Source organism: Terribacillus halophilus (assembly GCF_900162685.1).
Classification (GTDB): domain Bacteria; phylum Bacillota; class Bacilli; order Bacillales; family Amphibacillaceae; genus Terribacillus; species Terribacillus halophilus_A.
This window is the reverse complement of record NZ_LT727828.1, coordinates 2,031,680-2,047,525: the sequence shown is the minus strand read 5'-3', so window position 1 is coordinate 2,047,525 and position 15,846 is coordinate 2,031,680. Positions and strand designations below refer to the sequence as shown.

Sequence of the window (15,846 nt, the reverse complement as noted above, 5' to 3'; positions counted from 1 at the left end):
AATATGTTCCTGAAACGATTAGAGACCGTCGGATTCAAATCATTTGCTGAGAAAGTCACACTTGATTTCGTACCAGGTGTTACAGCTGTGGTGGGACCAAACGGCAGCGGGAAAAGCAATATTACCGATGCCATCCGCTGGGTGTTAGGTGAGCAATCAGCCAAGTCCTTGCGCGGATCCAAAATGGAGGATATTATCTTCCAAGGCAGTGATACGAGAAAGGCGCTCAATGTAGCAGAAGTAACACTCGTATTGGATAATGCAAATCAGACATTACCGCTGGAGTATCAGGAAGTGAGTGTGACCAGACGGGTCTTCCGTTCTGGAGAAAGTCAGTTTTTGATCAACAACCAAAGCTGCCGGCTGAAGGATATCGTTGACTTATTTATGGACTCCGGACTAGGAAGAGAAGCCTTCTCTATTATCAGTCAAGGTAAAGTAGAGGAGATTTTGAGCTCCAAACCGGAAGAAAGACGATCCATTTTTGAAGAAGCTGCCGGCGTGCTGAAATACAAGCAGCGGAAAAAGAAAGCGGAATATAAACTAGCTGAAACCCAGGAAAACTTGAACCGGGTCGAAGATATCACATTTGAAATTGAAGGGCAGCTGGAGCCGCTGCGCGAACAGGCAACAATTGCCAAAGATTATCTGGAGAAAAAAGCACAGCTCAAAGATGTGGAAATTGGACTGCTTGTAGCAGAAATTGAACAACTACATAAAGAGTGGAAAGCTGTCCTGGAAGAGCTGGAAAGCAACAAGCAAGTGCTGCAAGGCCAAAAGCAGGAAATCAATCAAAAGGAACAGCAGCTGGAGGCTGAAAAGAATGAACTCCAAGCTTTAGATGCTTCTATCGATGAACTCCAAGCATCATTGCTCATTGTGACACAAGAGCTTGAGAACTTAGAAGGTAAAAAACAGCTGTTAAATGAACGCTCCAAGCATTTAGCTGAGAACAAAGAAAAGCTGGAGAAAGATACCGAACAGCTCAGCGGCACCCTCGCGCATCAAACACAGCAGCTCGAGCAGGAGCAGTCCGTGTTGACGGCATTAGAGGGCGAGAATAAAACAATCAAGTCAGAACTGCGGAATTTGGACAAATTGCTGTCGCGCACGCAAGAAGATTTGAGTGAACAGATTGAAGAAAAGAAAAGTGAGTATATTGACTTGCTGAACGAGCAAGCTGCTAAAAGGAATGAAACAAACTCATTAAAACAGCAAATTGCGGCTATAGAAGCGAAGAAAGACCGCCAGCAGACGAAATATAAAGATGTTGTTCAAAATCGCGACGAAATAGAAACGAAGCGGGAAGAACTAGCGACTCGTTTGGAAGAAGCAACTGCAAGCAGGAAACAAGCGGAGGACCGAGCAGAAGCACTTCGCGGTGAGTCGACACAAAAACGGGAGCAATATCAGGATGCGCAAAGCAAACTGTATACCGGCTACCAGCATATTGAAAAACTCCGCTCTAAGCAGGAAATGCTGCAGGAGATGAAAGAGGAATTCCAAGGATTCTTCCAAGGTGTAAAGGCTGTGCTCAAAGCGCGTCAAGAACAAAAGCTCGAAGGCATTGAAGGAGCTGTCATTGAACTGATTGATGTACCAAACGATTATGTGACAGCTATGGAAACAGCTTTAGGAGGTCAAGCCCAGCATATCGTGGTCGACAATGAAGCGAGTGCGCGCCAAGCTATTAATTGGCTGAAGCAGACGCATAACGGACGGGCGACTTTCTTGCCGCTTGGCTCCATCCAACCGAAGCAAATTCCGTCCAATGTGCTGCAGAATGCGATAAACCGCGAAGGCTTTATCGGCGTTGCAGCTGATTTAATACAAGTAGATGAAGCGTATAAGCGTGCTGTTGATTTTCTTCTAGGAAATGTCGTAATCGCTGAAAATTTACAGCATGCAAATGCAATTGCAGCTGCACTAGGCAGACGTTATCGGATTGTTACTTTAACTGGTGATGTTGTTAATCCTGGCGGTTCTATGACAGGCGGTGCCCAAAAGCGGAGCGGACAGTCTTTGTTCACAAGAGAAAAAGAGATGCAGGAAGTAACAGAAAAGCTTGCTGATTTCCAGGCTCGTACAGAAGTGTTTGAACGTAAAGTCGCACAGCTGAAGGAAGAGCTGCAGCAAGTCGAGACTTCCTCAGAAGAAATTAGGCAGCAAATAAAACAGCTGCAAGAAACAGAGCAGGAATTGCAAGCAGCATTTACGGAGACAAGTATCCGCTTTATGCATGCGAATGATAATCTGACAATGTATGACCAAGACAATGCGCAGTATGACGCCGAACGCAAGGAAGTAGAAATGCGTACGGAGCAGCTGAAGCAGGAGCTTGCTAACTTGGATGACCAGCTGCAGCAAATACAGCAGGAAATCAAAGAGCTTACGGAAGCACATCAAGCATGGCAGGATACGAAGGAAATAAAACGTCAAGAGCAGCAAACACTTCAAATACGATCAGCAGAAAGTCTTACGAAGCTTCAAAACCAAGAACAGCGTATCGGTGAGCTGACGGAGCAGCTGCTGCAGACGAAGCAGAAATTCGAGGAGCAGCAGCGCACACTGCAGCAAATGAATGAAGTCGGTGAGAAAGCTCAGACAGAAGAAGAGATTATCGAATTAATTACAATGAAACAGCAGCATAAGCAGCAGACAACAGCGTTAGTAGAGGAACGCAAAGCAGAACGACAAGAGCGGCATGAGTGGGTGCAGCAGGAAGAGCTGGCCGTTAAAGAAGCGAATCGTCAGCACCAAAATCTAGTACAGCAAGTACAAGATCAGGAAGTTCGCACAAACCGTCTGGATGTGGAGCTGGAGAACCGTCTGTTAAACTTGCAGCAAAGCTATTCGCTGACATTCGAAAAAGCTTTGGCCACTTTCGGCAGAGCAGAAGATATCGAGAGCGCGCAAACCGAAGTAAAACTGATCAAACGTGCTATACAAGAGCTGGGAACTGTCAATGTAGGTGCGATTGAGGAATTCGATCGTATCAATGAAAGATACAGCTTCCTTACTGAACAAAAAGATGACCTATATCAAGCAAAAGCCACATTGCTTGCGGTTATAGAAGAAATGGACGAAGAGATGAAGCGGTTATTTGAAGATGTGTTTACGAAAATCAAAACCGAATTCACAGAAGTATTTCGTTCGCTCTTCGGCGGTGGTCATGCGGAGCTGAAACTGACAGATAGCGGCAACCTTTTAGAGACAGGCGTTGACATCATTGCGCAGCCGCCAGGTAAGAAACTGCAAAATCTAGGTCTGCTGTCAGGCGGCGAGCGGGCATTAACAGCCATTGCGTTGTTATTCGCCATTTTGCGCGTCCGTCCGGTGCCATTCTGTATTCTGGATGAGGTGGAAGCAGCGTTGGATGATGCAAACGTCAGCCGGTTTGCTCAATATATGAAGCAATTCAGTGAAAAGACCCAGTTCATTGCGATTACGCATAGAAAAGGTACAATGGAGGAAGCAGATGTCTTGTATGGCGTTACCATGCAAGAATCCGGTGTCTCCAGGCTTGTATCTGTCCGTCTTGAAGATACGCCTGCACTAGTGAAGATATAAGAAAGGAAGAACAAAATGAGCTTTTTTCAGAAACTGAAAAATAAATTCAAAAACCCTGAAAACAACACAACAGATGAACAAACACCGGAAAAGTACAAAGAAGGCCTAAAAAAAACCAGAACGACCTTCTCTGACAAAATGAATAACCTGATGGCGCGCTACCGGAAAGTCGATGAAGATTTCTTCGAGGAGCTGGAAGAAGTTTTGATTGGTTCTGATGTCGGCGTGACGACTGTGATGGATTTAGTAGACGAGCTTCGTTTGGAAGCGAAACGGCAGAATATTAAAGACAGCAGTCAGCTAAAAGACGTTATCTCAGAAAAACTAGTCGAAATCTACCAAGGTGACGAAGATGAACAGCCGCAAAAACTGCAAATGAACGAAGATGGGCTGACGATTTACCTGTTTGTTGGTGTTAATGGTGTCGGTAAAACAACGAGCATTGGTAAACTGGCATATAAGCTTAAAAACGAAGGAAAAAAAGTTGTTATGGCGGCGGGAGATACTTTCCGAGCTGGAGCTATTGAGCAGCTTCAAGTTTGGGGAGAGCGCACAGGCGTGGAAGTAATCCGTCATAACGCAGGAAGCGATCCAGCTGCTGTAATTTATGATGGCATCAAGGCAGCGCAGGCACGCGGGGCGGATGTTCTGCTTTGTGATACAGCCGGCCGTTTGCAGAACAAAGTTAACTTGATGAATGAGCTGAATAAAGTGCATCGTGTGATTGAGCGTGAAGTACCAGGTGCTCCTCATGAAGTATTACTCGTGCTGGATGCTACGACAGGTCAAAATGCATTGGCACAGGCGAAAACATTCCAGGAGACTGCGAAGGTTTCTGGAATTGTTCTATCAAAACTAGACGGTACCGCAAAAGGTGGTATCGTGCTGGCAATTCGAAACGAAATGCAGATTCCGGTTAAATTCGTCGGTCTTGGTGAACAAATGGAAGATTTGCAGGAATTCGATCCGAACGCCTTCGTATACGGTTTATTTGCTGATTTAATGCAGGAAGAAGAACAGGCAGAGTAGCAGGTTCTTGACAGCTGTGCACTTTGTTGGCTACAATTTTGTAAAGGCATTTCACTTAACAAGGGGTGCGCTATATGTTAGAAAAAACGACGCGAATGAACTATCTTTTCGATTTTTATCAAGCACTGCTCACGCCGAAGCAGCGCAGTTATATGGAAATGTATTATTTAGAGGACTTATCTTTAGGGGAAATCGCGGAATCATTCGATGTATCCCGTCAGGCAGTCTATGATAATATACGGCGCACGGAAACAATGATTGAAAGTTATGAAAAGAAACTAAACTTGTATGATCGTTTTAAGGAAAGGTGTACGCTGCTGGATGAGCTCGAGGACACAATAGACTCGGAAGTCCAGCCGCATGCTCATAGCCTGATCATGAAGATAAAAGAATTAGATTAGGAGGTCGATTCCATGGCATTTGAAGGATTAGCCGACCGACTGCAGAGTACGATTCAGAAAATACGCGGGCGCGGTAAAGTCACAGAACAAGATGTAAAAGAAATGACACGTGAAGTAAGATTGGCATTATTGGAAGCCGACGTTAACTTCAAGGTCGTTAAACAACTGATTAATAAAATTAAAGAGCGGGCTATTGGACAGGAAGTAATGGAAAGTTTAACGCCTGGTCAGCAGGTTATTAAAGTCGTCCAGGAAGAGCTCACGCAGCTTATGGGCGGTGAGCAAAGCAAGATTGCAACAGCGGATCGTCCGCCGACTGTCATAATGATGGTCGGTCTGCAAGGTGCTGGTAAGACGACGACTACCGGTAAGCTGGCGAATCATTTGCGTAAAAAGCATAACCGCAATCCATTGCTGGTGGCAGCTGACGTGTACCGTCCAGCGGCCATTGATCAGCTAGAGACGCTAGGGAAGCAGCTCAGTCTGCCTGTTTTCTCCATGGGAACAGAAGCTAATCCGGTGGATATTGCCAATGAGGCAATAAAGAAAGCTAAAGAAGAGCATTATGATTACGTGATTATCGATACAGCTGGTCGTCTGCATGTTGACGAGAAGCTCATGGATGAGCTGACGCAGATTAAGACAGATGTCAAGCCTGCTGAGATTTTCCTCGTTGTTGATGCGATGACAGGACAAGACGCAGTTAATGTGGCCGAGAGTTTTGATAGCCAGCTTGACATCTCTGGTGTTGTGCTGACGAAGCTTGATGGTGATACACGAGGAGGGGCGGCACTTTCCATTCGTGCTGTGACTGGCAAACCGATTAAATTTGTCGGGATGGGTGAGCGGACAGATCAGCTGGAAGCTTTCCATCCTGAGCGCATGGCATCCCGTATCCTTGGCATGGGCGATGTACTATCTCTCATCGAGAAGGCACAGGAGAATGTTGATGAGAAACAGGCGCGTGATTTAGAAGAAAAAATGCGCAGCATGAGCTTCACTTTTGATGATTTTCTTGAGCAAATGAGTCAAGTGAAGAAAATGGGGCCGCTGGATGATCTATTAGATATGCTTCCAGGTGCAGGCAAAATGAAAGGCATGAAAAATGTACAGCTGGATGAAAAGCAGCTTGTTTATGTCGAGGCGATTATTCAATCCATGACGCGCAAAGAGCGTCAGGAGCCATCTCTGATTAATGCCAGTCGTAAAAAAAGGATCGCAAAAGGCTCAGGCCGCAGCGTTTCCGAGGTCAATCGTCTGCTGAAACAATTTGAAGATATGAAGAAGATGATGAAGCAGATGACCAACATGCAAAAGGGAAAAAAGAAGCGCGGAATGAAATTTCCGTTTATGTAATGTAAAAACCCTTTACAGTGATAATTTAATCTGATACAATCAATTCTTGTGAGAAACATTATTTTGGAGGTGCAACAACATGGCAGTAAAAATTCGTCTAAAACGTATGGGTTCTAAAAGAAACCCTTTCTATCGTGTAGTAGTTGCTGATTCTCGTTCTCCTCGTGATGGACGTATTATCGAGCAAATCGGAACATATAATCCAACAGTTAACCCAGCTGAGGTTAAAATGGATGAAGCGAAAGCTCTTGATTGGATGGCTAAAGGTGCGAAACCAAGTGATACAGTTCGCAATCTTTTCTCTAACGAAGGCATTTTGAAAAAGTTCCACGACGCAAAAAACCAGAAGTAAAGGGCTGATCGATTCTGAAAGCACTCATTGAAGCGATGGTTGCTCCGCTTGTTGATTTTCCTGAGCAAATCGTCGTGTACGAACAGGAAGAGCAGCATAAGGTTACCTATCAGCTTCACGTGCATGAATCTGATATTGGCAAAGTGATCGGCAAGGACGGCCGCAACGCACGTGCCTTGCGTACGGTGCTGCGGGCGGGCGCTGATTACGGAAAACGCATTTATCTGGATATTAGGTAAAAAGGGAGAGGGAAACCTTTCCCTTTTTTACCATGTAAAAAAGTTTTGCCAGCAGAAAGCCGGGGGTGTCCAATGAAGATCATCCGAAAACTGCGCGTCGATGAAGTGATTACTGAATCCAGCAAAACAGCAATCAGAGAGCGTCTTCAAAAGGCTGCGCATCAACTTGACCAAGAGAGTCAACAGCTGTTGTTCGAGAAACGGAAACTAGAAAAGAAACAAGGTGTATCCAAACAAGATGTACATAACCGTTTCCAATCAGAAATTAGAAAGCGGCAGGAAAAAAGAGCTTCGATTGAATTCCAGCTCAGTCAGCTGGACGTATTGCCAATTGGCAGTGAGATTTTGGTCCAAGAGGTTGAAGCTCTTGTTGAAGTTGAAGTAGGCATGAAGTGGGACGAGCTTACAACACAGAAAATCGTCATCCAGGATGGTACTGTCATCCGGATCGAATAATAAAGGTGAGATATGATGGATATAAACATGTTTAATGTAGGAAAAGTTGTTAATACACATGGAGTTGTCGGTGAAGTCCGTGTTGTTCGGATAACCGATTTTGAAGAACGGTTTGAGCCTGGCCAGGAGCTTTATTGGTTTCAAGATGAAAACAGCAAGCCGCAGAAGCTAATTATTCAAACGCACCGAAAGCACAAGTCATTTGATCTGCTTACATTCCAAGGGTATACCAATATCAATCAAGTGGAAGAATTGAAAGGCGGTATCCTTAAAGTACGAGAGGATCAGCTTGGTGAACTAGAAGAAGATGAGTTCTATTACCACGAGATTATTGGCTGCTCTGTCGAAACAACTGAAGGAGAAATGCTCGGTAAAGTGAAAGAAATCCTTTCACCTGGAGCAAATGATGTATGGGTTGTGCAACGTGTGAAGCAGAAAGATCTGCTATTGCCTTATATTGAAGACGTCGTCAAACATATCGACATAGATGCAAAGAAAATTGTCATTGAGCCAATGGAAGGATTACTGGATCTATGAAAATTGATATATTAACTTTATTTCCGGAAATGTTCGAAGGTGTGCTGCAGCATTCCATCTTAAAGCGTGCACAGGAACTTGGTGCTTTTCAGCCAAACTTAGTGAACTTCCGAGAGTTTACAACAAACAAACATAAAAAGGTTGACGACTATCCATACGGCGGCGGGGCAGGAATGGTATTGGCACCGCAGCCTATCTTCGATGCGATTGAGCATGTAACAGAAGGAGCTGCTAAGCCTCGTGTCGTACTCATGTGTCCGCAGGGGGAACCGTACAACCAAAAGAAAGCGGAAGAATTAGCGAAAGAAGAGCATTTGATTTTTATATGCGGTCACTACGAAGGATATGATGAACGCATTCGCGAAAACCTGGTAACGGATGAAATCTCAATTGGTGATTATGTTCTTACAGGCGGAGAAATCGGTGCAATGGCTGTTATCGATAGTGTAGTAAGATTATTGCCAGATGTACTAGGTAATGCCTCATCTGCCCCAGAAGATTCGTTTTCGACTGGCTTATTGGAGCATCCGCATTATACACGTCCAGCGGATTTCCGCGGTATGCAAGTGCCAGAGGTACTTACATCAGGAGACCATGGTAAAATCGAAGCTTGGCGCCGGGAACAATCGCTGTATCGAACTGCTACAAGAAGGCCTGACCTGCTTACAGATGCAGCACTGTCCGACAAAGAACGGGACCAAGTGAAAAAGTGGCAAAAAGATTAAATAATGCTTTGAATTCATGAAGTAAATATGATATATTTAATGCTGTGCTTACAACGGTAGGCATCATATTACAATGTTCCGCTGTCGTTTATACGAGAATGAGCATTGGTGAGAAGGAGTTGAACAGAATGCAGGAATTAATTCATGACATTACAAAAGAACAGCTTCGCGCTGATCATCCTGAATTCCGTGCCGGAGATACGGTTAAAGTACACGTTAAAGTAGTAGAGGGTACTCGCGAGCGTATCCAGCTATTTGAAGGCGTTGTAATCAAACGTCAAAACGGTGGAATTTCAGAAACTTTCACAGTACGTAAGATTTCTTCAGGCGTTGGTGTGGAACGTACTTTCCCAGTACACAGCCCACGTTTGGATAAAATTGAAGTTAGCCGTCGTGGTAAAGTACGTCGTGCAAAACTTTATTACCTACGTAAACTTCGCGGAAAAGCTGCTCGTATCAAAGAAATCCGCTAAGTACCAGAAAAGAGAGCTTGCTTCGTCAAGCTCTTTTTTTGCTATTATGACATTTTATTAGACAATTGGAGGCTTCTGCATGGCCAAACAAAAAAACGAGTGGCTGGATTGGCTAAAGGCACTAGTCATTGCTGTTATCATTGCTGTTGTGGTTCGGATGTTTTTGTTTGCCCCGATTGTAGTTGACGGGCCTTCCATGCAGCCGACATTGCATGATAATGATTTTATGATTGTAAATAAACTCAGCTATCATCTGCATGATCCGGAACGGAAAGATATCGTTGTTTTCCATGCTACGGAAGAGAAAGATTATATAAAACGTGTGATTGGTATCCCGGGCGATCATGTTGAAATGATGGACGATACCTTATATATAAATGGTGAAGTTGTGGAAGAGCCGTATTTGGAAAGCGAGAAAGAGGCGCTAACAGACGGCGGTAATTTGACCAATGATTTCACGCTTGAAGATTTGCCGGGTAATTACGAGGAGATTCCAGAAGGCTATGTACTCGTACTCGGGGATAATCGCAGAAACTCAACCGATAGCAGATACATTGGGCTAATACCCGAGGAACAGATTGTTGGGAAAGTACAGCTGACTTTCTGGCCGCTAAATCGCATCGGTCTGACTAATTAGGAGGAACATATTCTCGTGACGATTCAATGGTTTCCCGGTCATATGGCCAAAGCTAGAAGAGAAGTAGAAGAAAAACTGAAGCTCGTGGACTTTGTCATTGAACTGGTTGATGCACGAGCTCCAGAGGCATCGCAAAATCCGATGCTCAGAAAAGTACTCGGCAATAAGCCAAAAATGGTTGTACTCATGAAAAAAGACTTAGCAGACAAGTCGGTCACAGATGTTTGGATTCGTTATTACGAGGAACAAGGAACTCCGGCACTTGCTGTTAATGCGGATGAAAAAGGTGACGTGCAGCGTGTTATTCAGCGAGCACACGACATGCATGCAGCCAAACGGGAAAGATGGAAACGCAAAGGCTTGCAAAATCCTCCTCCCGGCCGCGCAATGATAATTGGTATACCGAATGTAGGCAAATCAACATTAATCAACCGGCTTGCCAGCAAGAAAATTGCCAAGACAGGCGACAGGCCAGGTGTCACTACGCAGCAGCAATGGATCAAAGTAAAGAAAGATTTCGAATTGCTGGATACACCAGGGATTTTATGGCCGAAATTTGAAGATCCGCAAGTAGGCCTTGTGTTAGCTGCAATTGGTACAATTAAAGATCAAATTTTGCCGATGGAAGAAGTAGCGACATTCATCCTTTCCTATTTAAAAGAACATTATCCAGCACAACTTTCCGAAAGATACGGAATTGATAATCTTGCTGAAATTGACGTAGTGGAGATGTTCACGCATATTGGACGTATGCGCGGTGCTCTTGAAGGCGGCGGTATGATTAACTATGAAAAAACGTACGAAATTGTTATTCGTGACCTTCGCAGTAAGCGAATAGCTAATGTTACATTTGAAAAACCAGCAGCAGAATAATTGGACATACATATTTTTTATGTATGTCTTTATTTTTTGCTTTGTTGACCGATAAACAGAGAAAAGGGAGATAGTTTTATGAAAGACGCACTGACGATTCAGCAAATACGCACGCATTTACATGAAGGCACGTATTCAAATGAGATGCTCACTTCCTGGCAGGAAGACCATCGTGCAGGTGTTCAAAAGCTGATAGCGACACATCAACGAAAAGAAGCGAAAGAAAAAGAGCTTCGGGATTTATACACCGAGATGTGCAGCTTTGAAAATGCTCGTTACGCAGATGGGAAAAAGTATATAGCTGGCATCGACGAAGCGGGCCGGGGGCCACTTGCTGGGCCGGTCGTTGCAGCATCCGTTATTTTACCGAGAGAAGTCTACATAGCCGGATTAAATGATTCTAAACAGCTAAGTGAAGCAAAAAGGGAAGCATTATATGAGCAAATAATTGCTTCTTGCACCGCGTATGGGGTAGGTATTGTCTCCAGTCAGCGGATCGATGAGATTAATATCTATCAAGCTGCAAAGCAAGCAATGATGGAAGCTGTCGAAGCAATGGAACAACAGCCTGATCATGTGTTGGTTGATGCCATGCCGCTGGATACATTGTCATGTTCTCATGAATCGCTTATTAAAGGAGATCAGCGGAGTGTAAGTATTGCGGCTGCCAGCATTATTGCCAAAGTAACACGCGACCGGCTCATGAAAGATGCTGATAGAGAATACCCGGGCTATGGCTTTAAAGACAATATGGGTTATGGCACAAAGCAGCATCTTGAAGCTTTGCATTCGCAAGGAGCAACGCCTCTTCATCGGACAACTTTTGGTCCTGTGAAGGAACTTTCCCGCATCTAGAAGGGAAGCGACAGCATGTATCAACAATCAATTCAAGCGGCCGGGAGGCTTATGCAAGCAACACAGCAGCAGGAAAAAACACTGCGAGCAGGTGAAATTGTTACAGGCAAAATCAATAAGTTTTTTCCTGATAACAAAGCGCTGCTGCAAATTGGTGCCAAGCAGGTGATTGCGGAATTACAAACGCAGTTAGCAGCTGGGGGTACTTATTGGTTTGAAGTAAAAGAAGGCGGCGAGCGCCCAGTGCTGCAAGTGCTTCCGCAAACAGTGCAAAAGCATAGCAGTATCGCAGGTTTAATTGAGTTCACTGGCAATAAGGTAAACAGCACGGCTAGCAGCTTTGTAGAAACACTGCGAAAACAGCAAATTTCTTTTACGATGCCAGAGTTGAAACAAGCATTACAGCTTCTTCAGCAGCAGGAGCCACGCGTAATAGATGTCAGCAAAGAAGCATTGCAAGTCATGCTAAAACGACAGCTGCCGCTATCAGCAAATGTGCTGCAAGCAATCACAGCACGTCAAACGATGGATATGACAGCATCCATACGGCAGCTGGCGCAAGCTTCACCAGCGGACGGAAAGATAAACTTGCCTCTTCAGAACGTACTTGGTAAATTGGCGCCTGGTAGTGCCATAGGAAATAACGCACAGCTTGTGCAGCAGATCGTCCACGAAGTGAAATCAGGAAAGCAGGATACGTATCAAGCGATTCGACCATTTTTTTCCTCCAATCCGCCAGCATATAACACGTGGCAAGAGAAGTGGCTGACTTTTGACGCAAAGACACTAAAAGCAATGGATATGCAAAGTCTGCAGCAATTAGTCATAAACGGCTTTTCGAAAGAAGGCAAAATTCCTTTCTCGGTTGCTTTGCAATCATTTATGGAAGAAATACAACAGGCTGCGAAACCGATTGCTGCTGCGCAGTCAAATGCTCAAACAGCACTTTCTACAGCGCAGCAGCTGCTTCGTATGTTCCCGGACCAGCCACTAGCACAAAATGTTCAAGCCAGCGTAAGCAAGGCGTTAGATGCGTTCAACATGGTCTCAACATCTCAGAAATTACAAGAAATGCTCACAAACAGCAACCCGAAGCATGAGGAACTGTTGGCAAAAACTTCAGACATGCTGCAGCTTCTCCAGTTGGCGCAGCGGAATGAGCAAAGCAAAGATGGTGCATTTTTTAAAGTGCTGTTGCAAGACGTGTTTCGGGTGACGGGATTTTCCTATGAACACGATTTGGCACATGCTGTAACGGAGCTGCCTTTAAAAGGATTGCTTCTTCAGCATTATGCATCAGGGGCCGAGAAAGCAGAGCTATCTTCTCAGCTGCTGCAGCAAATTACTGGCAGTCAGCTGCTGCAAGTTCAAGATGACAAGCAAATGGCTTATATTCAGCTGCAATTGCCTGGTGCACCGTTTGGTCTGGACAAGGATATGCTCCTGGACATCGAGAGCAGAAAAGAAGCTGATGGCCAATTATCTGCAGAACATTGCCGGATCATGTTCTATCTGGATATGCCGGTTCTGAAAGAGCTGGCAGTTGACATGTTTGTGCAGAAAAAGACAGTTAATTTGCATATTTATACACAATCTGAAGCAACAGAGATTGCAATGCGGCCGCTGCAGAACAAGTTGAAGGCAGCATTAGAAAATAGCGGCTATCATCTCTCCTCTGTAAAATATTCTTTGTCGAGAAAAGCTAATACAGGCAGTCAGTATACTGCTGCGAAGCCAAACGTATCCTTTGAACAGAGAGGAGTCGATTTCCGGATATGACAGACAAGCATCCTGTACGCCAAGCAGCAGCTTTAAAATATAATGCAGCGAAGCAGCGCGCCCCTGTGCTTACAGCGAGTGGGCACGGTCTAACCGCTGAAGCTATAATCAAGCGTGCCGAAGATAATGGTGTCCCAATCCAGCAAGACCCTGCATTGGTAGGTCTATTAAGCGAATTAAAGGTAAACGATACAATTCCGGCAGATTTATACGAAGCTGTGGCAGAAGTTTTTGCTTTTATCTATCAAGCGGACAAACAGGCGGGAGAGTAAGCATCCTACTGCAGGATGCTTTTTTCCATAAATTCTCTTATGAAAGCATTTTCATAAATCTTTATTGGAACCTGCACTCTCTTCTTCATATGTGCTTATAAGTTTTATATAGATTCTGTATTTTCTATAGTTTTTGGTAGACATTCCTAAAAGAAATCGTTTACAATAGTCTTGCACGGAATCTGACGGGGAGGGTACAGAATGAATATTCATGAGTATCAAGGCAAAGAGGTTTTACGTGAATTTGGTGTGTCTGTTCCTGCTGGTAAAGTGGCGTTTAGTGTCGAAGATGCTGTGGAAGCAGCTGAAAGCTTAGGCACAAATGTATGCGTTGTCAAAGCGCAAATCCACGCCGGCGGACGCGGTAAAGCAGGCGGTGTTAAAGTAGCGAAAGGCTTGGATGAAGTTCGTACATATGCGGAGGAAATCTTAGGCAAAACGCTTGTGACGCATCAAACAGGCCCTGAGGGGAAAGAAGTTAAACGGCTTCTCATAGAAGAGGGCTGTGATATCCAGAAGGAATATTATATCGGTCTTGTACTTGACCGCAGCACATCCCGTATCGTCATGATGGCTTCTGAAGAAGGCGGCACGGAGATTGAGGAAGTTGCTGAAAAGACGCCGGAAAAGATTTTCCGAGAAACGATTGACCCTGTTGTCGGTTTGACTGGCTACCAAGCTAGAAGATTGGCATTTGCAATTAATATTCCGCCAGAGTCCTTAAATAAAGCTGTCGGCTTCATGATGAGTTTGTATCAGGCTTTCGTGGAGAAGGATTGCTCAATTGCCGAGATTAATCCGCTTGTTACGACAGGCGACGGTCAGGTATTGGCGCTGGATGCTAAACTGAACTTTGATGAAAACGCATTATACAAACATAAAGACATCGCTGGACTTCGCGATCTTGACGAAGAAGACGAAAAAGAAATTGAAGCGTCAAAATATGACTTGAGTTATATCTCCTTAGATGGGAATATCGGCTGTATGGTAAATGGAGCTGGTCTTGCCATGGCCACAATGGATATTATTAAACATTACGGCGGAGATCCCGCTAACTTCCTCGATGTTGGGGGCGGTGCTACAACGGAAAAAGTAACCGAGGCGTTTAAAATCATTTTGGCCGATCAAAATGTAAAAGGTATCTTGGTTAATATTTTCGGAGGCATCATGAAGTGTGACGTAATAGCAGAAGGTGTCATTGGTGCATCTCGTCAAGTCGGGTTGGACATTCCGCTTGTTGTGCGTCTGGAAGGTACGAATGTAGAACAAGGCAAGCAGCTGTTGGAAGAATCCGGTCTGAATATCACTTCAGCATCTTCCATGGCTGATGCGGCTGAAAAAATCGTTGCACTTGTAAACTAACGGGGGAGGTACAAATACATGAGTGTTTTCATTAATAAGGATACAAGAGTACTCGTACAAGGTATTACTGGTTCAACTGCATTATTCCACACAAAGCAGATGATTGAATACGGTACCCGAATCGTTGCGGGTGTTACGCCGAAAAAAGGCGGTACGGAAGTGGAAGGCGTACCGGTTTATAATACAGTGAAAGAGGCTGTACACGAAACTGGAGCTACTGCTTCGGTTATTTATGTACCGGCTCCATTCGCTGCCGATGCAATTTTGGAAGCTGTAGATGCAGAGATAGACTTAGTAATCTGCATCACGGAACATATTCCAGTTATGGATATGGTACGTGTGAAACGCGCAATGGAAGGCAAGCATACAAGACTGGTAGGACCGAACTGCCCAGGTGTTATCACACCTGACGAATGTAAAATCGGCATCATGCCAGGCTATATCCATAAAAAAGGTCATATTGGTGTTGTATCCCGTTCGGGCACCCTTACGTATGAGGCTGTGCATCAGCTTACACAAGCAGGTATTGGACAGTCCACAGCTGTCGGTATTGGTGGAGATCCGGTAAATGGCACAGACTTCATTGATGTTTTAAAAGCTTTCAATGAAGACCGTGAGACGGAAGCTGTTATTATGATTGGAGAAATTGGCGGTACGGCAGAAGAAGAAGCTGCTGAATGGATCCGTAATAATATGACAAAGCCGGTAGTAGGCTTTATCGGCGGCGCAACAGCACCTCCAGGAAAACGAATGGGACATGCTGGGGCAATCATTTCCGGCGGGAAAGGTACTGCAGCTGAAAAAATGAAAGTTTTGGAAGCATGCGGTGTGAAGGTTGCGGATACACCTGCTGTTATGGGTGAAACGCTAATTGAAGTACTAAAAGAAAAAGGGCTGTACGAAATCTGTCAGACACATTAAGATGAAAGT

General features: G+C 44.6%; 17 protein-coding genes. All 17 read left to right on the top strand.

The genetic code is table 11. The features are described 5' to 3' along the window. The first annotated feature begins 3 nt into the window (after nt 1-3). Nucleotides 4-3,570 (top strand): chromosome segregation protein SMC, encoded by a 3,567-nt coding sequence (gene smc / locus B1K52_RS15030; protein ID WP_077309640.1) that lies wholly within the window; start codon nt 4-6, stop codon nt 3,568-3,570. Nucleotides 3,571-3,585: 15 nt separating this feature from the next. Beyond that, a complete protein-coding gene (gene ftsY / locus B1K52_RS15025; RefSeq protein ID WP_077309638.1) occupies nt 3,586-4,599 on the top strand; it encodes a signal recognition particle-docking protein FtsY in 1,014 nt (337 codons plus the stop codon). A gap of 74 nt (nt 4,600-4,673) precedes the next feature. Further along, on the top strand, nt 4,674-5,000 hold the full coding sequence (locus B1K52_RS15020; protein WP_077309636.1) for a putative DNA-binding protein: 327 nt from the start codon (nt 4,674-4,676) through the stop codon (nt 4,998-5,000). 12 nt (nt 5,001-5,012) lie between these two features. Further along, entirely contained in the window at nt 5,013-6,356 is a 1,344-nt protein-coding gene (gene ffh / locus B1K52_RS15015; protein ID WP_077309634.1) for a signal recognition particle protein, read from the top strand. A 79-nt stretch (nt 6,357-6,435) separates the two neighbouring features. Further along, the gene (gene rpsP, locus B1K52_RS15010; protein WP_077309632.1) at nt 6,436-6,708 is read left to right on the top strand and encodes a 30S ribosomal protein S16; all 273 of its coding nucleotides are present in this window, start codon (nt 6,436-6,438) and stop codon (nt 6,706-6,708) included. A gap of 14 nt (nt 6,709-6,722) precedes the next feature. Next, the gene (locus tag B1K52_RS15005) at nt 6,723-6,947 is read left to right on the top strand and encodes a KH domain-containing protein (protein WP_077309629.1); all 225 of its coding nucleotides are present in this window, start codon (nt 6,723-6,725) and stop codon (nt 6,945-6,947) included. 72 nt (nt 6,948-7,019) lie between these two features. Then, nucleotides 7,020-7,403 carry a YlqD family protein gene (locus B1K52_RS15000; protein ID WP_077309627.1) on the top strand — a complete coding sequence of 128 codons (384 nt, stop codon included), beginning with the start codon at nt 7,020-7,022 and terminating at the stop codon, nt 7,401-7,403. A gap of 15 nt (nt 7,404-7,418) precedes the next feature. Beyond that, nucleotides 7,419-7,940: a ribosome maturation factor RimM gene (rimM, locus tag B1K52_RS14995; RefSeq protein WP_077309625.1), complete on the top strand. Its 522-nt coding sequence runs from the start codon at nt 7,419-7,421 to the stop codon at nt 7,938-7,940. Beyond that, on the top strand, nt 7,937-8,665 hold the full coding sequence (trmD, locus tag B1K52_RS14990; protein ID WP_077309623.1) for a tRNA (guanosine(37)-N1)-methyltransferase TrmD: 729 nt from the start codon (nt 7,937-7,939) through the stop codon (nt 8,663-8,665). Before rimM ends, trmD begins: the two co-directional genes overlap by 4 nt. Before the next feature lie 128 nt (nt 8,666-8,793). Beyond that, nucleotides 8,794-9,138, top strand: a complete 345-nt coding sequence (gene rplS, locus B1K52_RS14985; RefSeq protein ID WP_077309621.1) for a 50S ribosomal protein L19 — start codon at nt 8,794-8,796, stop codon at nt 9,136-9,138. A 79-nt stretch (nt 9,139-9,217) separates the two neighbouring features. Then, entirely contained in the window at nt 9,218-9,775 is a 558-nt protein-coding gene (lepB, locus tag B1K52_RS14980; protein WP_077309619.1) for a signal peptidase I, read from the top strand. A gap of 15 nt (nt 9,776-9,790) precedes the next feature. Continuing rightward, nucleotides 9,791-10,648: a ribosome biogenesis GTPase YlqF gene (gene ylqF, locus B1K52_RS14975; protein ID WP_077309617.1), complete on the top strand. Its 858-nt coding sequence runs from the start codon at nt 9,791-9,793 to the stop codon at nt 10,646-10,648. Nucleotides 10,649-10,726: 78 nt separating this feature from the next. Then, nucleotides 10,727-11,503, top strand: a complete 777-nt coding sequence (locus tag B1K52_RS14970; RefSeq protein WP_077309615.1) for a ribonuclease HII — start codon at nt 10,727-10,729, stop codon at nt 11,501-11,503. A gap of 15 nt (nt 11,504-11,518) precedes the next feature. Beyond that, entirely contained in the window at nt 11,519-13,282 is a 1,764-nt protein-coding gene (locus B1K52_RS14965; RefSeq protein WP_077309613.1) for a hypothetical protein, read from the top strand. After that, nucleotides 13,279-13,554, top strand: a complete 276-nt coding sequence (locus tag B1K52_RS14960) for an EscU/YscU/HrcU family type III secretion system export apparatus switch protein (RefSeq protein ID WP_077309611.1) — start codon at nt 13,279-13,281, stop codon at nt 13,552-13,554. Before B1K52_RS14965 ends, B1K52_RS14960 begins: the two co-directional genes overlap by 4 nt. 201 nt (nt 13,555-13,755) lie before the next feature. Beyond that, complete coding sequence (gene sucC, locus B1K52_RS14955; protein ID WP_077309609.1) at nt 13,756-14,916, top strand: ADP-forming succinate--CoA ligase subunit beta; 1,161 nt, start codon at nt 13,756-13,758, stop codon at nt 14,914-14,916. Between the two features lie 18 nt (nt 14,917-14,934). Then, nucleotides 14,935-15,837 (top strand): succinate--CoA ligase subunit alpha, encoded by a 903-nt coding sequence (sucD, locus tag B1K52_RS14950; RefSeq protein ID WP_077309607.1) that lies wholly within the window; start codon nt 14,935-14,937, stop codon nt 15,835-15,837. Nucleotides 15,838-15,846: the final 9 nt, after the last annotated feature.